General features: G+C 44.3%; 18 protein-coding genes. 13 read left to right on the forward strand and 5 right to left on the reverse strand.

The window, feature by feature from the left end; translation table 11 throughout:
* Positions 1–15: 15 nt before the first annotated feature.
* The 7 genes from EMP01_RS06570 (at position 16) to murB (ending at position 6,614) form a co-directional block, all read left to right on the forward strand.
* Positions 16–1,842, forward strand: a complete 1,827-nt coding sequence (locus EMP01_RS06570) for a tetratricopeptide repeat protein (protein ID WP_129020715.1) — start codon at positions 16–18, stop codon at positions 1,840–1,842.
* 38 nt (positions 1,843–1,880) lie between these two features.
* Complete coding sequence (locus EMP01_RS06575) at positions 1,881–2,702, forward strand: DUF3108 domain-containing protein (RefSeq protein WP_237559492.1); 822 nt, start codon at positions 1,881–1,883, stop codon at positions 2,700–2,702.
* A 14-nt stretch (positions 2,703–2,716) separates the two neighbouring features.
* Positions 2,717–3,268: a Crp/Fnr family transcriptional regulator gene (locus EMP01_RS06580; protein ID WP_129020716.1), complete on the forward strand. Its 552-nt coding sequence runs from the start codon at positions 2,717–2,719 to the stop codon at positions 3,266–3,268.
* 57 nt (positions 3,269–3,325) lie between these two features.
* Complete coding sequence (locus EMP01_RS06585; RefSeq protein WP_129020717.1) at positions 3,326–3,844, forward strand: DinB family protein; 519 nt, start codon at positions 3,326–3,328, stop codon at positions 3,842–3,844.
* Between the two features lie 99 nt (positions 3,845–3,943).
* Complete coding sequence (locus EMP01_RS06590; protein WP_129020718.1) at positions 3,944–4,450, forward strand: DUF2480 family protein; 507 nt, start codon at positions 3,944–3,946, stop codon at positions 4,448–4,450.
* A gap of 29 nt (positions 4,451–4,479) precedes the next feature.
* Positions 4,480–5,562, forward strand: a complete 1,083-nt coding sequence (locus tag EMP01_RS06595; RefSeq protein ID WP_129020719.1) for an Ldh family oxidoreductase — start codon at positions 4,480–4,482, stop codon at positions 5,560–5,562.
* A 35-nt stretch (positions 5,563–5,597) separates the two neighbouring features.
* Entirely contained in the window at positions 5,598–6,614 is a 1,017-nt protein-coding gene (gene murB / locus EMP01_RS06600; protein ID WP_129020720.1) for a UDP-N-acetylmuramate dehydrogenase, read from the forward strand.
* Positions 6,615–6,684: 70 nt separating this feature from the next.
* Here the strand turns inward: murB and EMP01_RS06605 are convergent, their stop codons facing one another.
* Positions 6,685–8,160: a hypothetical protein gene (locus EMP01_RS06605; RefSeq protein WP_129020721.1), complete on the reverse strand. Its 1,476-nt coding sequence runs from the start codon at positions 8,158–8,160 to the stop codon at positions 6,685–6,687.
* 128 nt (positions 8,161–8,288) lie between these two features.
* On the opposite strand from EMP01_RS06605, the gene EMP01_RS06610 reads away from it, so the two are divergent.
* The 4 genes from EMP01_RS06610 (at position 8,289) to EMP01_RS06625 (ending at position 12,077) form a co-directional block, all read left to right on the forward strand.
* Positions 8,289–9,104: an enoyl-ACP reductase FabI gene (locus tag EMP01_RS06610; RefSeq protein WP_129020722.1), complete on the forward strand. Its 816-nt coding sequence runs from the start codon at positions 8,289–8,291 to the stop codon at positions 9,102–9,104.
* A gap of 63 nt (positions 9,105–9,167) precedes the next feature.
* Positions 9,168–10,277: a type IX secretion system protein PorQ gene (porQ, locus tag EMP01_RS06615; protein ID WP_129020723.1), complete on the forward strand. Its 1,110-nt coding sequence runs from the start codon at positions 9,168–9,170 to the stop codon at positions 10,275–10,277.
* Positions 10,278–10,336: 59 nt separating this feature from the next.
* Positions 10,337–11,320 carry an MlaD family protein gene (locus EMP01_RS06620; protein ID WP_129020724.1) on the forward strand — a complete coding sequence of 328 codons (984 nt, stop codon included), beginning with the start codon at positions 10,337–10,339 and terminating at the stop codon, positions 11,318–11,320.
* A gap of 112 nt (positions 11,321–11,432) precedes the next feature.
* Positions 11,433–12,077, forward strand: coding sequence for an MgtC/SapB family protein (locus tag EMP01_RS06625; protein ID WP_129020725.1), 645 nt, complete (start codon positions 11,433–11,435; stop codon positions 12,075–12,077).
* A gap of 45 nt (positions 12,078–12,122) precedes the next feature.
* Here EMP01_RS06625 and EMP01_RS06630 read toward each other — a convergent pair whose 3' ends face one another.
* Complete coding sequence (locus tag EMP01_RS06630) at positions 12,123–12,440, reverse strand: hypothetical protein (RefSeq protein WP_129020726.1); 318 nt, start codon at positions 12,438–12,440, stop codon at positions 12,123–12,125.
* Positions 12,441–12,494: 54 nt separating this feature from the next.
* Positions 12,495–12,818: a hypothetical protein gene (locus EMP01_RS06635; protein WP_129020727.1), complete on the reverse strand. Its 324-nt coding sequence runs from the start codon at positions 12,816–12,818 to the stop codon at positions 12,495–12,497.
* A gap of 233 nt (positions 12,819–13,051) precedes the next feature.
* On the opposite strand from EMP01_RS06635, the gene gap reads away from it, so the two are divergent.
* Together gap and EMP01_RS06645 are read left to right on the forward strand one after the other, a co-directional pair.
* Positions 13,052–14,065, forward strand: coding sequence for a type I glyceraldehyde-3-phosphate dehydrogenase (gene gap / locus EMP01_RS06640; RefSeq protein ID WP_129020728.1), 1,014 nt, complete (start codon positions 13,052–13,054; stop codon positions 14,063–14,065).
* A 118-nt stretch (positions 14,066–14,183) separates the two neighbouring features.
* On the forward strand, positions 14,184–15,416 hold the full coding sequence (locus EMP01_RS06645) for a DEAD/DEAH box helicase (protein WP_129020729.1): 1,233 nt from the start codon (positions 14,184–14,186) through the stop codon (positions 15,414–15,416).
* Between the two features lie 56 nt (positions 15,417–15,472).
* Here EMP01_RS06645 and EMP01_RS06650 read toward each other — a convergent pair whose 3' ends face one another.
* Positions 15,473–16,087, reverse strand: a complete 615-nt coding sequence (locus EMP01_RS06650) for an outer membrane beta-barrel protein (protein ID WP_129020730.1) — start codon at positions 16,085–16,087, stop codon at positions 15,473–15,475.
* 5 nt (positions 16,088–16,092) lie between these two features.
* Complete coding sequence (locus tag EMP01_RS06655) at positions 16,093–17,421, reverse strand: bifunctional folylpolyglutamate synthase/dihydrofolate synthase (protein ID WP_202616016.1); 1,329 nt, start codon at positions 17,419–17,421, stop codon at positions 16,093–16,095.
* Between the last annotated feature and the right edge of the window lie 77 nt (positions 17,422–17,498).

The following is a 17,498-nucleotide window of genomic DNA, read 5'->3' on the forward strand; positions in this document are numbered from 1 at the left end:
CTAAATTAGCACTGGATGAACTGGACATACTGGAAATATGGTTTAATAGCTACAGCAATGTGGTTGCTGTCGGTACCGGCAATGGGACAGAGTACCCTGGAGGCAGAGCGAAATGCACAGATGATGCTGAATAATAAAGAGTATGATAAAGCATTGCCCCTGCTAAAGGAGCTGTATGTATCCGCGCCTTTCGATAAACGATTCTACGACAATTACCTTTCTGCATTATTGCAGACGAAAAACTATGATACCGCAATAGCCCTGGGGCAATATATGAGCCGCATCCGCCGGGAAGACCTGAGTATTCTGGTCGATATCGGTAATGCATTTGAGTTGAAAGGAGATGCAAAATCGGCCCGACAGTATTACGAACAGAGCCTTACCATGCTGAATGGCAATGAGTTTCAGGCTACAGGTCTCGTGGGTGCTTTCCGGTTTTATAAGAATGCGGACTATGAGCTCAAAACAATGGAAGCCTTCCGGGACAAAGTGCGTAATCCATACATTTTTAGTTACGAACTGGCATTACTGTACGACCAGAAGGGAGAGACGGATAAGGCCGTGACACTGCTGCTGGAATCCATAGCAGCACAGCCATTCTCCATAGAAAATGCGAAGAACTCCATAGACCGTATCATACAGGGGAATCCTAAAAAGGTCAAAAAGTTTGAAACGGCTTTGTCGAAAAAGCTGAACCAGGAATCAAATAATTATTTGTGGAAAGAACTGTATACCTGGCTACAATCCGGTAAGGGAGATAAGTCTGAGCAGTTGAAAGAAATGATACAACTGGATGAAAACCAGCAAAGGCAGGGAGGACTGGTGATGAACTGGGCCAAAGAACAGTATCAGAAAGAGGAGCATGAGCTGGCACTCCAAGGTGTACGATATGTGATACAGCTGGGTAAGATCAGTCCGTCTTATATGCAGGCACGACAATTGTACCTGATCATTATGCAGGAAAAGCTGGAGCATAGCTATCCCATAAATACGGCCATGTTGCAGCAATTGCAGCAGGACTATAGCTCATTTATACAAGAGTATCCGCAGTACAGGAACAATGATCTTGTATTGGATTATACCGGAAACATGGCTTTATATGCCCATCAGCCAGAGGCCGCTATAGATACCCTGGAGCATATGCTGGAGCAGCCCTACCTGGCGCCCGATCTGCAGGGAAAGATGAAACTGGCCCTGGGCGATTATAACATCCTGACCGGCAAGATCTGGGATGCAGCACTGCTCTATGCACAGGTAGATAAAACCTTTAAAGAAGATTACCTCGGAGAGGAAGCCCGCTTTCGCAATGCCAAACTTTCTTATTACCGTGGAGACTTCGATTATGCGCAAGGGCAGTTATCTGTATTGAAAGCATCGACATCTGAACTCATTGCCAATGATGCCCTCTACCTTTCAGTGCTCATCACAGAGAATACACCGGAAGATAAAGATTTTACAGTGCTCAAACGCTTTGCCAAAGCAGATTTGCTGCTGTTTCAGCATAAATATGATGAGGCAGATGGATTGCTGGACAGCATTGCAAAAGCCTATCCCGATAATGACCTGCAGGATGATATAGCCATGCAAAGGGCTAAAATCGCTATGAAAAAACAGGATTATTACAAAGCAATCGACTATCTGCGCATCATACAGGATAAGTACAGTGATGATGTGCTGGGCGATGATGCCACGATGAAGCTGGCCGAGATATTTGAAGAACAGATAAAAGATAAGGGTAAAGCAAGGGAGCAATACGAGCACCTGATCACCACTTACCCGGGCAGTACCTACATACAACAGGCCCGCACCAGATATGATGCTTTGAAAGGCGATACACCTTAAACTAAACCATTGCGGTAAACATAGGTCTAAAAGGTCATATGAATGTTTGGAAGGAAAGAATGAAGAAAATACTGATCATTATTGTTTTGCTCCTTGGGTTTACGATCGGGGAAAGCAAGGCCCAAAATGTCTTTTGCGGCTTAAAGAACCGTGTTGTCAAATCCGGGGAGACGGTGAACTTTACGGTTTATTATAACCTGAGTGCGGTATGGGTGGCAGCAGCCAAAGCCAGCTTCAGTACCAAATTGGAGACCCTGGATGGACGTCCTGTTTTTCATGTAACCGGTCTGGGCAATACCATTAAGTCTTATGACTGGATATTCTCTGTAAAGGATAAATACGAGACCTATATTGACACGACAACTATGTTGCCGATGAAATTTGTCCGTGATATCCATGAAGATGGATACAAACTATACCAGTATGTACGGTTTAACCAGGCGCAGAAAAAGGCCTTTACACTTAATAATAAAGTCTTCGATGTGCCGGCCTGTGTCCAGGATGTACTCTCAGCGGTATATTATGCCCGTAATATAGATTACAGCCGTTATAAGCCCGGCGACAAGATTCCGTTTGATATGTTTCTTGACGATCAGGTATATCATCTGTATATCCGCTACATGGGTAAATTTCAGATCACAACAAAGTACGGAACCTTCAACACCATCAAGATTAAACCGTTGCTGGTAGAAGGTACGCTGTTCAAAGGTGGTGAGAAAATGGAGGTGTATGTAAGTGACGATGATAACCATATTCCGGTTCGGATCAGCAGTCCTATCCTGGTGGGTAGTATTAAGGTAGATATGATGAGCTACAGCGGACTGAAATATCCCTTATCCTCACTGGTGAAAAAGAAATAATAAAACAGTAAAGATTGGACGTAATAGACAAACATATTTTCGACAGGTATCCGATAGATCACTATGGCGCCATCTGGGACAAACTCGTTCCGGTGCATTTTAGCCGTAAGACTGTATTGCCTAAAGATATCCTGTGTTTCCTGCAGAAAGGTTTGATACGCAAAGCAATAGTGGATAGCACTTCAGATCCTGAAACGGATATTTCTGTTGATTTTTTTCTTGATGGAGATATTTTTACCGCAAAAGCCGATAATGAGGTCGAGCGCCAGTTTAGCTACCAACCGATCGGTAAGGGTATATTATGGTATGTTGCTATGGATGAAGTCCGTAAACTGTTTCTGGAATCGAAGTTGTGCAGTGCCACGCAAAAAGTATTTTTAGAAGAGCAGTTGCGGGCGAAAGTGCTTCGCGAAATCCAGTTGCTAAAATCAACTCCGGAGGAGATGTATCTGTTTCTCCTGAAACATAAGCCTCTTTTTGTACAATACGTCCCGCTTAAATACTTAGCCTCCTATATCGGTATAACGCCGCAGGCGCTGAGCCGCATTCGCAGGCGTATTTCTTAACCAGGGTTCATTGTTTGCTTATAGCATTTTACCGTTCTTCGTAGTAAAATCAGCTATATGAAAAAGCAGGAATTAATTGCGGTTTTTGTCGCGAATCATCAACAGGTAGTTCAATATATTGATGGCCTGGAGGACAGTAAATGCTCTTATCGCTATCAGGATAAATGGACAGCCGAGGAGCATTTAGTGCATATCTTACTGACCATAACCCCTTTTCCTAAGGTCTTATCCTCTAAAGAATTTATCAGCGCACAATTCGGGACGGTCGACCGGCAGACCTGGGATTATGAGACTGTTTTGCATCACTACGCACAAACCAGCTTAAAGGCACCAGAGGCATATCTGCCCAAAGGCGAGGTGCTGTATCAGCAAAAGGCAGCCATTATTTCGGGTATGCAGCAGCATCTTACCGATATAGAGAATCTGCTGGGCAATTATTCCGAAGAGGAACTGGATACCCTTAGTTTACCACATCCCCTGCTCGGAAAATTAACGATACGGGAAATGTTCTACCTAATGTCCTATCATCCAGTACATCACCAGAAGCAAATAGAACGAATACTGGAAATGTACTGATCCCTCAAATGCTAATTAGAGGGCATAGGCTTGATTTCGATTAAGGCGAAAAAGAAATAATCTATATCATTTCCTTTTGCGAAGGCTTATCTTTGCAGGATGGAAACTATTGTAAATAAAGTTGCCGAGAGTGGTATCCTTACCCTCAACCTGGAGCATTTATTACCTGCTGCAGATACACTGGCAATGTTTGATATAGCCCCTTATTTATTTAAAGGCATGATCCTGCGCGAAAAAGATTTCAGAACCGCATTGCAGGAAATGGATTGGGCTCCTTATGCTCATAAAAAAGTAGCTGTCTATTGCTCTGCAGAGGCCATTATACCTATGTGGGCTTATATGCTTATCTCCTCCTGGTTATACAAATGTGAGGCCGCGCCTTTTCATGGCAATGAAGCGCAGTTAAAAGAACAATTGCTGAACCAGGCCATTGATGCCCTGGACGTACAACCATATACTGATGGTCGTGTAGTCGTGAAAGGTTGTGGTGATGTACCCCTGCCGGAGAGTGCCTTCCTCAGAATAAGTGCACGCCTTTTGCCGGTGGTTAAAAGCCTTATGTATGGTGAGCCTTGCTCGACCGTACCCATTTACAAGAAAAAATAATTCAGCAGATTATACCGTTTTCAGCTTTCATGAAATATACATACCAGCATTTATACGATTTTGCTTATTCCGTATTTACAAAGATCGGTTGTCCGGAAGCCGATGCCCATACTGCAACCAAAGTATTACTCAGCGCCGATCTCAGGGGTGTAGACAGTCATGGCATTGCCCGGCTGATCGGGTATGTACGGCTTTGGGAAGTAGGCAGGGTAAATGCTACTCCAGAGATAAAGATCGTGCATGAAACACCCTCTACCGCAGTGGTAGACGGAGATCGGGGACTCGGTCTTGTTGTTGCACCATATGCCATGCAGGTTGCAATCGAAAAGTCGCGTAACGCCGGTACCGGATGGGTAGCGGTTAAGAACAGCAATCACTTTGGTATTGCCGGCATTCATGCAATGATGGCGCTGGAGCATCAGATGATCGGTATGGCTATGACCAATGCCAGTGCGCTGGTAGCCCCCACATTCTCTACAGAACGGATGCTGGGTACCAATCCTATCGCTTATGCGATTCCGGCAAAGGAACAGCCCCCTTTTGTAGCTGATTTTGCTACAACTACAGCGGCCAACGGCAAGCTGGAAATATTACAACGTAAGAAACAGGATACGCCTGCGGGCTGGGTGCAGGATGCAGATGGTAACCCTTCTGTAGATGCCAATATATTAAAACGACAGGGTGCATTATTACCCCTGGGCGGAGATCGGGTACATGGTAGTCATAAAGGTTATGCCCTGGGCAGTATTGTAGATATACTATCCGGTGTGCTGAGCGGCGCCTCTTATGGCCCCTGGGCACCACCATTCCCGGCCTATGTGCCTTTGCCGCAGCATATGCCCGGCGAGGGATTAGGACATTTCTTCGGCGCTATGCGCGTAGATGCATTCCGTCCTGAATCAGAATTCCTGGACCAGATGGATAACTGGATCAATCGTTTCCGTAATGCAGCAACCATACCGGGCGAAGAGCGGGTACTGATTCCCGGTGATCCGGAACGTGAAGCGGAAGCGGATCGACTGCAAAACGGTATACCTTTACATGAAGACGTAATCGCAGACCTGCAGCAGCTTTCAGATAAGTTTTCCGTAAGCATGATACAGGCCATATAAGCCTATTTATTCCAGCGTTTTAAGCCATAGACACTATGTTAACTGTTCAACAGAATATAAACTTACAAAGCCTGAACACCTTCGGGATGCCGGCGCATGCACCATTCTTTTCCGTGATCCGTTCTGCAGCAGATTGCGAGCAGATACAGCAGCTTATACCGGAAGGCTATCCTGTGCTGCCTTTGGGCGGTGGCAGTAATATGCTCTTTACACAAGATCCGCATGCTTTCATCCTCAAAAATGAGATTAAGGGCATAACGCTGGTTAAAGAAGATGAAGGATCAGTATGGCTGGAAGCCGGTGCCGGAGAGGTCTGGCATGACTTTGTATTGTACTGTGTGGAGCATGGCTATGCCGGTATAGAGAACCTGTCTTTAATACCGGGCACCGTAGGAGCCGCACCCATACAGAATATCGGTGCATATGGCGTAGAAGTAAAGCAGGTAATAGAATCTGTTACCTACTGGAACTTTGACAAGCAGGTGTTTGAAACCCTGAATAATGAAGCCTGTAATTTTGGTTACAGAGACAGTATATTTAAAGGAGCACTTAAGGGAAAATTCCTGGTTACAACAGTATTATTCCGTTTATCCAAGGTGCCGCACTTTAATATTTCATATGGTAATATAAAAGAAGAACTAGAACAGCAGGGCATTACAGACCTCAGTCTGAAGGCTGTTTCTGATGTGGTGATCCATATACGCCGTACCAAACTGCCCGATCCGGCAGTGATCGGTAATGCGGGTAGCTTCTTTAAAAATCCGGAAGTACCCAAAGCAACTTATGAAGCCCTGAAAGCCAATTATCCGGCGATTCCGGGATATGTAGTCTCTGATACAGTTACGAAAATACCGGCGGCCTGGCTCATTGAGCAATGCGGCTGGAAAGGCTTCCGCGAAGGTGATTATGGTGTACATCAGCGTCAGCCGCTGGTGCTGGTCAATTACGGACAGGCAAAGGGTGAGGATATTTACCGCTTATCTGAGCGCGTGATCGCATCAGTAAAAGATAAGTTTGGCATCAGCCTCGAGCGTGAGGTACAGATCATATAATATTCAGCATATCTGACAATAAATAAGGGGCTTCATATGAAGCCCCTTATTTATTATTGTTGGGTAGTCATTAATACTGCAATCTTGCAAAAGATAGTTTCTTGTTTGATTTTACAACCGGTATCACCAGTTCTTTATTGTCGGTCTGTACACTCATCTTAGGCAGCCACAGGCCATTTCCTTTCATGGTAGCAGCGATATCTTTTTCCTGTAGCTGGCCATCCATATCCAGTGCAGATACCTGCAACTTGATACTGTTGCGCTGAATGTCATTGTATGTAAATACCAGCTGGGCGCCACTGTTCAGCATATTGTAAGAAGAGTAGGTGCCGTAATCGTCAATTGTACGCTGCTGTTTGCTGATGGCATTATACCAGTTATTGACGAAGGTATTATTGAAATCCATGATCAGGATATCACCGTAATTGTATTCTGTATAGCTGGTGCTGGCCATGCCCATTCCTCCGAATCCCATACTGTAAAAACCACCGTTGTACATACCATTATTGGTGGTACGCGTAATGCTATAAGAGGCCTCTGCAGTGAGTATGCAGCCACCATCGTTTTTGATCACGATATCTTTAACGCGGTATTCATTCAGCAGGCGGCGGTCGCGGCCTTTGTAATTGCGCAGCATACTGGTATCAAATGCGGTCAATGTTGCCGATACCGCATCTGTGCCGGATTGCAGACCCACTGTACCCATATAGGTACCTTCAATCACGCCATTACTGTTGCTTTTATAAAAGCCGGCAAAGTACAGCTGATCGCTGTGCGCCAGGTCTTCTTTAAGAAATATGCCGCTCAGGAACTGGTTTTTAAGTTCAAATGGCTTGATGCTTACCTCGTTCTTTCCTTCATTTTTACGGATGGTATAGATTGCTGCGGAAGAGATAGACTGGTCGCGGCCCGAGCTCAGATCGCTTATGTTCAGTACTATGGTTCCGTTGTCCTGCAGCAGGATCTGCTCTATATCCATATTGTTTTTACATTCCGCTTTGCCCGAAAGGCTTTGTGTTGCCAGGTTCGGGTCAATGAGCATGATATGGTACTGCAATTTATTATCCCTTACCTGGTATCCTACAAGAGCCATTTTCTGCCGGTTCTCAGAAATTACAAACTGGTAGCGGGTTTTACTGACCCCGAAAAAGTTTTGTTGCTGCTCATCCAGGTTTTTAGGTTTGCCGATAAGGCGGGCCTGTCCGTCCAGCTGGGCGGCATAATAATGTTCAGTGCTTCCGGACATGGCACTGTATAACAGGATGATCTTATTCTCCAGGGGTACTACCGAGATCTGTTTCGGTTTTTCCGGCATAAAACTCAGCGAGACAATCGCCTTACGATTCATCTGCTCATCATACAGGTCAATGAATGATTCGTTCTTCTGCGTGTAAAAAATAGCCAGGCGGTCACCGCTCCATCCGCCGATTTCAAACAGGTCTTTAGCCACATTAAAATCCTGTGGGTTGGAGTAAAAAATAGTCTGTGCCTGAACCCCGTTGAGGGAGCCGATTAACCAAAAGCAAAGTGCTAATATTCTTTTCATAACCAATCTGTCGATTTAATTAAAAGTAATGAACTATTCACAAAAGTAATGATGTTGTTTAAATTAATCCCATGTCTATGACCATGCATATCCATTGATTTTGTTATTTTTACCCAAATATTCTCTTCATGGTACCTCAATTATTACAAGGGAAGAAAGGCATCATCTTCGGTGCACTGGATGAGCGTTCTATTGCCTGGCAGGTGGCGCTTAAAGCAGTGGCGCATGGAGCAGACATTGTTCTGACCAATGCCCCGATTGCCCTGCGCATGGGCAAAATCCATGAACTGGCTGCTTTATGTAACGATGCTCCGGTGATCGGTGCTGATGCAACCAGTACGGAAGACCTTACTGCACTGTATCAGCAGGCTGTGGACCATTTTGGAGGGAAAATTGATTTCGTGCTGCATTCTATAGGTATGTCTCCTAATGTGCGCAAAGGCTTTCCTTATGAAGCCACCAATTATGATAATTTTCTGAAGACACTTGATGTCTCCGCATTATCCTTTCATAAGCTGCTGCAATCGGCCCTGCAGCAGGATGCGATTAATGAATGGGGATCGGTGGTAGGATTGAGTTATATTGCCGCTCAGAGAGCATTTCCGGGGTATAACGATATGGCAGATGCCAAATCCATGCTGGAAAGCATTGCCCGCAGCTTTGGTTATATCTACGGTAAGCAGAAGAAAGTAAGGGTCAACACCATCTCTCAATCGCCAACGGTGACGACAGCCGGCAGCGGAGTGACTGGTTTTGATAAATTCTTTAATTATGCAGCAAAAATGGCACCTTTGGGTAATGCTACTGCTGATGCCTGTGCCGATTATTGTATTACCCTGTTCAGTGACCTTACCCGGTACGTAACCATGCAGAACCTGTTTCATGACGGCGGATTCTCCTTTACCGGTGTGAGTACCGATATTATTGATGCTTTGTATCCATAAATTTCAGCTTTTGTTTATCAGTCGGGCGTATACACTTTACAGCCTGTTTTTCGTTTCCTTATTATGAATATTAAATACTGTACATATATCTCTCTTGCCTTACTAACCGGACTGAGCACTGTTGAAGCCTCGGCCCAGGTAGTTGGAGGGGCGAGGGCATTTGAATTTTTGAATATGTCCAACAGTCCGCACGTCTCTGCATTAGGCGGTCTAGCGCCGGCCAATCCGGAGGCTGATGTCTCTCTGGCAATGCAGAATCCATCTTTGTACAGACCGGGTATTCACAACCAGCTGTCGGCAAATCATAACCTTTATTATGCAGATATCGGGATCACCAATCTGCAATACGCATATCATTCCCCTAAACTGCAGACCACCTTTGGGGTGGGGGTGCAGAGCATCAACTACGGCACCTTTCAGGCAACAGATATTTACGGAAGCTACCTGGGTACGGTGAGGGCCAGCGATTTTGCCTTAAATCTGTCTGCTGCCCGCCAGTATAAAGAGCACTGGCGTTATGGAGTTACCCTTAAATGGGCACATTCCACACTTGCCGACCGTTCGGCCAGTGCGCTGCTCGGAGATGTTGGGGTTACCTATTTTGATACAGCCAGAGGCATTACGCTGGGTATTGTGGCCAAAAATATGGGAGTTACCCTGAAACGGTACAATCCGAATAATCCGGCAGAACCATTGCCGTTTGATCTGCAAATAGGGCTGACCAAATCACTGAAAAATGTACCGCTGAGGCTATTTGTGGTTGCACACCACCTGTACCAGTGGGACATCCGTTATAACAACCCTGCAGATAAGAAAAGCAATATTTTCGGAGCAGATACCACTGCAGATAATAAAACATACTTTGCTGATAAACTGTTCCGCCATCTCACGATCGGCGGAGAGCTGACTATAGGTAAACGCCTGGGTATTTCCGTGGCTTATAACCACTTGCGCCGTAATGAACTGAGTACCCTGGAGACTAAGGGTCTTGCCGGTTTTTCTTTTGGTGCAGGGCTATACCTCAATAAATTTCAGGTGCATTATGCACGCTCCTTTATGGCTACCGCCGGAGCGTATAATGAGTTTGGCCTGAATATAGCTCTTGATAAACTGTTTAAGGTCGGTTCCAAAACAGAACCGTGGCACTGGAACAATGATTATCCTAATTGGTAATCATTTATTTTGATGGTGGTGTTAGATATTTGGCTATTTTTGGGCCCTAAAATCTTTATATGGCAGAAGGTAAAAAAAATAATGAGATTAAGATAGGCTTGCTGGCCCTGGGTGCCATTGTCGCATTATTCCTGGGTTTTAATTTTCTGAAAGGAAACAGCTTGTTTGCTAAAGATAAAGAATACTACGCCTATTACGAAAATGTAGAAGGATTGACTACCGGCAGTAAAGTGCTGGTAAATGGATATAAAATTGGCAAAATCTCAGATATTGAGATGACCGAAGATCAGAAATTCAAGATTAAAATTACCGTTACGGATGATTTTAAAGTTCCGGTTGGCTCCTTATTACAGGTGACTTCATCTGGCTTATTATCTGAGGTAAAAAACCTGGAACTGATTGCCGGCAAGAGTGCGCAGATAGCACCGGAAGGTGCCGTGCTGAAAACAATGGCTGGTTCTGGTATGATGGATCAGTTGTCTGAAAACATGCCTTCTGTAATCAGTAATGTAAACAGCGTAATGGCTAATGCAGATACCCTGATGGCCAACCTGAAAGGGGTGGTAACACCAAGTACAGGACAGCATATCGATCAGAGTGTAGCGGCACTGGAAATCACGATGAAGCAGCTGGAAGTATTGTCCAGAGCTTTATCTCAGCAATCCGGCAACATTACTGCGGTTATGGAGAATGCCAATATGACCATGAAAAATACCAATGCACTGACGGCTAATCTGGCTAATAATAATGCTAAGATCAATGCAATTCTGGAGAATGCACAGGTAGCAACGAATCAGTTATCGCAGGCCAAAATACAGCAGACCATTGATAACCTGGAGGCAACGACTAATAAGCTGAATGGCCTGATGACCAAACTGGATAACAAAGATGGTACTGTAGGCATGTTGCTGAATGACCCTAAACTGTATGAAAACGTGAACAAAACAGTTAAAGAATTGGGTGAACTGTCTGCAGATCTCAAGGCACATCCCTCACGCTATATCAACATTTCGGTATTCCCGTCAAAAGCAAGAAAAGACTAAACAACTTAATAATATAAACGAAAAGATCTCATACAGGCCTGTATGAGATCTTTTCGTTTATAAGCTGTTGTAAAATGCACTATTTTAGCAATTAAATTAAAACAGTATAACTATGAATGTGTACTCTATTGGCATCCTCTACGAAGAATTTGTAATGATCATCCTATCCATTGTGATCGGGTTGGCCATTGGTGCAGAGAGAGAGTATAAAGGCAAGTCTGCCGGCCTGCGTACATTTATACTGGTCTCTTTCGGGTCCTGTATGTTTACCATTCTGTCTATAAAGATAGGAGTGCAGAGCTATGATCGTATTGCGGCCAATGTCATAACCGGTATCGGTTTTCTGGGTGCGGGGGTAATCTTCAAAGAAGATAACAAGGTAGGCGGTATTACCACTGCAACTACTATCTGGGCTACAGCCTCTCTGGGTATGTGTGCCGGCTCCGGGCATTTGTACCTGGCCATCCTGGGTACGATCATTGTACTGGTGGTATTGGCATTCCTTTTTCCGTTACAAAGATTAATCGATGATCGTAATCGTGTGAGGCTGTATAAAATCAGTACTGCCAATCTTGATGATGTTGCCTATTGTCAGCAATTGTTTGAGCAGCATAAACTGCGCTATACGCTGGAAGGACAAAAAAATACTGAAAGTGTGCTTAACAGCAGCTGGACGGTAGCGGGTAAGCGCTCTGATCATGATGCCTTTACCCGGGAGCTGATCGTCAGTCCTAAAATCAAGGCATTTCAATTTTAAATATAAAAGGCGCTGTGCACAGCGCCTTTTTAGTGTGATTTGTATCTAATCTTTCTTTGCCTTCAGTTTTCTGGCCAGTTCTTCCTGGCATGGGAGCGTGTCGTCCAGCAGCTTTTTCATTTGTTCTGCGTCCAGGTTCTCGCCTATTACAGCCAGATCTTCGTATGAATACTTCTTTAATAAGCGTTCCAGTGTACAGTTACAATACTCCTTAGCCAGTTTTTCAGAAATTGTGCCTTCTTTTGTTGCAGAGTTGACACAGGCATTTATATAGGATTTTTTAAAGGCCTTTTCTTCTTTCCTATTCTGGGCAGACAAGGTAAAGGGTAGCAGGATCAGGGCTGATAATAAGATCTTTTTCATTTATAGCATTGTTTAGGTTTATGTAACAGGATGGCTTGATTTCAATGAAGCTTATTAATCTTTATTTTTTTTCAGCTTCTTGACCAGTTCATCCAGGCAGGGCTGTGTCGCTGCACGCATAATCGCTGCTGATTCTTCCTCGCCTTTCTCCGAAATGGCGGTTACTTCATCCATGGTGTACTTTTTAGACAGGAGCTCAAAAGAACAGGCACAGTATTCTTTTGCCATCTTTTCGGAAATATCACCACCTTCTGTGGCAGAACCGACGCAGGCATCCATGAATTCTTTTTTAAACTCTTCCGTGTATGTTTTTTGTTTATTCTGTGCCAATACCGAAAGGGGCAGAAGGGCTAAAGCGGAAAGTAGAATTATCTTCATAAAAAATGGTTGTGTTTAAGTGAATATGCAGAATGAAGGTACAAAAATTACAGTGTTTCTTGATAAAGGAGCGATGGATTTGCCTGATTTATATGTTTTTTGTATTATATATACCCGGATTGCATACAATTATTGCTAATAATTGGCTAAATCCCCTCTTGTCCCTTATGTAATATTTATTTTGCATACCTTTGCACAAATTTTCATTCACACCCATTAAATTTTTTATAAAAATGAGTAAAGTAAAAGTGGCCATCAATGGTTTCGGTCGTATCGGACGTTTAGCTTTCCGTCAAATCTTCAACCTGGAAGGTATTGAGGTAGTTGCCATCAACGATTTAACCAAACCAAATGTGTTGGCGCATTTATTAAAATACGACACTGCTCAGGGTCGTTTCAACCAGGACGTTACCAGCTCTGATAATGCAATTACAGTAAACGGTAATGAAATCAAAATATATGCAGAGAAAGATCCTGCAAATATTCCTTGGGGACAACATGAGGTAGATGTGGTATTAGAGTGTACCGGCTTCTTTACTGATGCTGATAAAGCTCAAGCTCACATTACTGCAGGTGCTAAAAAAGTAGTAATTTCTGCTCCTGCTACCGGTGATTTGAAAACTGTAGTATTCAACGTAAACCACGATATCCTGGATGGTTCTGAAACAGTAATCAGCTGTGCATCTTGTACAACTAACTGTCTGGCTCCAATGGCTAAAGCGCTGCACGATAACTTTGAAATCAAAGTTGGTCAGATGACTACCGTACACGCGTACACTAACGATCAGAACACACTGGATGCTCCTCACTCAAAAGGTGATCTGCGCCGTGCTCGTGCTGCTGCAGAAAACATCATCCCTAACTCTACAGGTGCTGCAAAAGCAATCGGTTTAGTATTACCTGCACTGAAAGGTTTACTGGATGGTGGTGCACAACGTGTTCCTACTGTTACAGGTTCTCTGACTGAATTAACTACCGTTGTGGGTAAAAAAGTAACTGCTGAAGAAGTAAATGCTGCAATGAAAGCTGCTGCTAACGAATCTTTCGGTTACAACGAAGATGAAATCGTTTCCAGCGATATCATCGGTACTTCTTACGGTTCTCTGTTCGATGCTACACAAACTAAAGTAGTAACTGTTGGCGATTACCAAATGGTAAAAACAGTTAGCTGGTATGATAACGAAATGAGCTATGTATCTCAACTGGTTCGTACCGTTAAATACTTCGCACAACTGATCTCTAAATAAGATTTAGTCTGACGATAAATGCAAAGGCCGGTTATAAAACCGGCCTTTGTCTTTTTATTACCCTAACTTTGCAGCAATAATTTTAATTTTTCCCCGATAAATACCCGATTAAGCATATATGAAGTTTGAACAATACCAGATAGCCACAGAACTGAAAAGAGGCCTTGAAGAACTGGGTTTCCGGAAACCGACTGATATTCAGTTTAAGACCATCGGACCAGTACTGCAGGGCAATGATGTGCTGGCAGTAGCGCAGACAGGTACCGGTAAGACGGCCGCTTTTGTGATACCGATATTGCACAAACTGATGTATGTAAAACATCCGCCACAGGAAAATGAAGCCAAATGCCTGGTAATGGTGCCTACGCGCGAACTGGCCATTCAGATTGCCAGCGTATTCCGCAGCATAGGAAAGTATACAAGGATGAAGACTACCGTCTTGCTGGGTGGGGTAGAGCAGGATCACCAGATCGAGCAATTGCAGAATGGTACCGATATCCTGATTGCTACTCCGGGTCGTATGTTTGACCTGATCTACCAGAAAAAACTGAACCTTAACCACACCGAGATACTGGTACTGGATGAGGCCGATCTGATGCTGGACTATGGCTTTATCAAAGATATACGTGATGTGATCAAGTTTCTGCCGGATTACCGTCAGACCCTGTTCTTCTCTGCAACGATCAATAGTGAGATCAAAGAGATTGCCTACAGCATTGTGCGCAACCCGATCCGTATACAGATCTCTCCGAAAGATCCTGTGTCGAAAAATGTTACCCACTTCGTGGCACATATAGAGAAGGATGATAAACGCTTCTTCCTGGAGCGACTGGTAAGAGAACACCCCGAAGCTAAAATATTGATTTTTGTGCGTACCAAAGTGCGTGCAGAGCGTGTTGCAGCAGCGATGGACCGGGTAGAGATCAAAACCCTGACCATGCACAGTGGCAAAGATCAGAAAGAACGTGCAGAGATTATGGATGCGTTTAAATCGGGTGAGGTAAAATTACTGATTACGACCGACCTGAATGCTCGTGGTGTAGATATTCCTAATGTGGATTATGTGGTCAATTATGACCTGCCGGATGAGTCTGAAAATTATGTACACCGTGTTGGACGTACCGGTCGTGGCATGGCTAAGGGGATCGCTTATACCTTCTGCAGCAAAGATGAGCTGGCTATACTGAAAGATATTGAGCAATACCTGGGTAAGAAGATCAACGAACTGGAGATCGATGCAGCTACCTATTCAGACACCATTGTATTTACAGAAGACGTAAAGGACAATAACTGGAAAGCACTGATGAAAGCCGAAGAGGAGTACCTGGAAAAGAAGAAAAAGAAGAAATAATATAGGTAAAAAGGAGGGCAGTCGCCCTCCTTTTTTTATGCTCTTTTATCAGGATTTTATAGTCCGAAACCAACACCCAGCTGGATGTGCTGCGTTCTCCAGCGTTCATCTACCGTAGTATTATTGCGGTCAGAAATGCCGAATGCATAGCGTGCCGATACGTTAAGATGCAGCGGCAGCCTTATTTTCAGGCCTACAACACCAGATACATAACTTTCTTTGTAAACATTCTTCACTTCAGTAAGGATATTATCCTTGTCACTCATGTCCACCACTTTGGTAAATTGTGGGCCAAACTCCAGCCAGGTAGCCGGGAATACTTTAACTCCCAACAATACCGGCACAGATAATTCTGTAAAATCAAATGCTGCATTGCGCACCTGCTCCTTGCCATTCTGGATATAGGCGTGGTAAATATCATTAAAGTTATCGCCGGTAATCATGCGCGTCTGGGTAAATAAACCTTCTGCCACCAGGCTCATTTTCTCGCCCCTGATGCCCAGGTATACCCCGCCGAACGGGAAAACCTTGTAGTTATTTTCAATTTGATCACCGGTTGTTCGGTAAACGTTGGCTCCGATTTTAATTCCGGCCATAGGCTCTTGTGCTATTGCCGTAAGCGACAGACAAGCGGCACCAACAGTGGCCAGGAATGTACTTATTTTCTGCATAGTTCTTATTTTTTTATTTTATCTAAGTAGTCCAGGGCCTCTCCAACTATGAAGAAGCTGCCGGTAATTAAAATAGTGTCTTCTTCCTGTGCATGGCTCAGTGCTGCAGCTACAGCTGCGGTTACTGTATCATATGCTGCACCCTGAAGATGCTGTTCTGCTGCGATTTGGGTAAGGGTTGCCGCAGGTAAGGCACGGGGTACCTGTGCCTGTGTGAAGTAGTACCTGGCTGTTGCGGGCATGATGGACAGGGCTTGTGGAACATCTTTATCTGCAACAAATCCGGTAACGATGTGTAAGTTACCACTTTTAAAGACAGCTTGCTCCAACTGGCCTATAATTGTATGAATACCATCGGGGTTATGGGCCACATCAAGAACAATATTCGGTCCTGTCTGAATCCAGTCCCAGCGGCCTCGTAAACCTGTCGATTTTTTTACGGATTGCAGTGCATCAATACAGATCTCTTCTGATACGTTCCAACCCTTTTGCTGCATCAGGCGGACAGCCGTTAGTGCTGTAATAATATTCTGTGCCTGGAAATTGCCCAGCAGATCGGTCTTCACGTTCAGGATACTCATCTGCGCCTTATCAACGATCTTCAGTTCCTGAGTACTGGCCGATCGGCCGGCGTATACGGCATCGAATAATTTGTCTGCAAATACAAGGCTGGTCTGGTTTAAGATCGCCACTTTAGAAAACACTGGTTCTGTTTCCGGTTGGCTCAATCCGATCACTACGGGTATGCCGGGTTTGATAATACCTGCTTTTTCGCCTGCAATTTTCGCCAGCGTATCGCCCAGTATCTGCGTATGGTCCAGGCTGATATTGGTAATGACCGATAGTTCCGGTATAATAATATTAGTACTGTCCCAGGTACCACCCAGTCCGGTTTCAATAATAGCAATGTCTACCGCTTCGTCGGCAAATACCTGGAAAGCCATAGCCACATTCAATTCGAAGTAGGAAGGTTTGATCTCTGTGATCAGCTCTGTATGGTCATTGATAAATGCAGCGAGTTGCGCCTCCGTAATGGGCATGCCATTGATGCGAATGCGCTCACGGATATCTATGAGGTGCGGAGAGGTATATAAACCGGTTTTATAACCTGCCTTTTGAAAGGTTGCTGCCAGGATATGGCTGGTACTGCCTTTCCCATTTGTACCGGCGATATGAATGCTTTTGAATTTTTGTTCCGGATGGTCAAGGTGGGCTACCAGAGCTTTAATCTTGTCCAGGCTTGGGTTTAAAGCCTTTTCGCCTATCTTGGAGAACATAGGCAATTGATCCATCATAAAGGATACCGCTTCGGTATATGATAATTGCTGCTTCAACGAAAATAATTATGAAGCACAAAAGTATTGTAACAAAACATGTTATGCGTCAAAATAAACAAATTGTAAAAAAAAAT

The sequence above is a fragment of the Edaphocola flava genome (genome assembly GCF_004118155.1).
Taxonomy (GTDB): Bacteria; Bacteroidota; Bacteroidia; order Chitinophagales; family Chitinophagaceae; genus Edaphocola; species Edaphocola flava.

Coding starts and splice junctions, on each gene's coding strand:
- EMP01_RS06610 (WP_129020722.1), top strand. CDS start 8,289: ATGGTACCTCAATTATTACAAGGGAAGAAAGGCATCATCTTCGGTGCA.
- EMP01_RS06650 (WP_129020730.1), bottom strand. CDS start 16,087: ATGCAGAAAATAAGTACATTCCTGGCCACTGTTGGTGCCGCTTGTCTG.
- EMP01_RS06590 (WP_129020718.1), top strand. CDS start 3,944: ATGGAAACTATTGTAAATAAAGTTGCCGAGAGTGGTATCCTTACCCTC.
- EMP01_RS06575 (WP_237559492.1), top strand. CDS start 1,881: ATGAATGTTTGGAAGGAAAGAATGAAGAAAATACTGATCATTATTGTT.
- EMP01_RS06635 (WP_129020727.1), bottom strand. CDS start 12,818: ATGAAGATAATTCTACTTTCCGCTTTAGCCCTTCTGCCCCTTTCGGTA.
- EMP01_RS06630 (WP_129020726.1), bottom strand. CDS start 12,440: ATGAAAAAGATCTTATTATCAGCCCTGATCCTGCTACCCTTTACCTTG.
- EMP01_RS06625 (WP_129020725.1), top strand. CDS start 11,433: ATGAATGTGTACTCTATTGGCATCCTCTACGAAGAATTTGTAATGATC.
- murB (WP_129020720.1), top strand. CDS start 5,598: ATGTTAACTGTTCAACAGAATATAAACTTACAAAGCCTGAACACCTTC.
- EMP01_RS06585 (WP_129020717.1), top strand. CDS start 3,326: ATGAAAAAGCAGGAATTAATTGCGGTTTTTGTCGCGAATCATCAACAG.
- porQ (WP_129020723.1), top strand. CDS start 9,168: ATGAATATTAAATACTGTACATATATCTCTCTTGCCTTACTAACCGGA.
- EMP01_RS06595 (WP_129020719.1), top strand. CDS start 4,480: ATGAAATATACATACCAGCATTTATACGATTTTGCTTATTCCGTATTT.
- EMP01_RS06605 (WP_129020721.1), bottom strand. CDS start 8,160: ATGAAAAGAATATTAGCACTTTGCTTTTGGTTAATCGGCTCCCTCAAC.
- EMP01_RS06645 (WP_129020729.1), top strand. CDS start 14,184: ATGAAGTTTGAACAATACCAGATAGCCACAGAACTGAAAAGAGGCCTT.
- EMP01_RS06570 (WP_129020715.1), top strand. CDS start 16: ATGAACTGGACATACTGGAAATATGGTTTAATAGCTACAGCAATGTGG.
- gap (WP_129020728.1), top strand. CDS start 13,052: ATGAGTAAAGTAAAAGTGGCCATCAATGGTTTCGGTCGTATCGGACGT.
- EMP01_RS06620 (WP_129020724.1), top strand. CDS start 10,337: ATGGCAGAAGGTAAAAAAAATAATGAGATTAAGATAGGCTTGCTGGCC.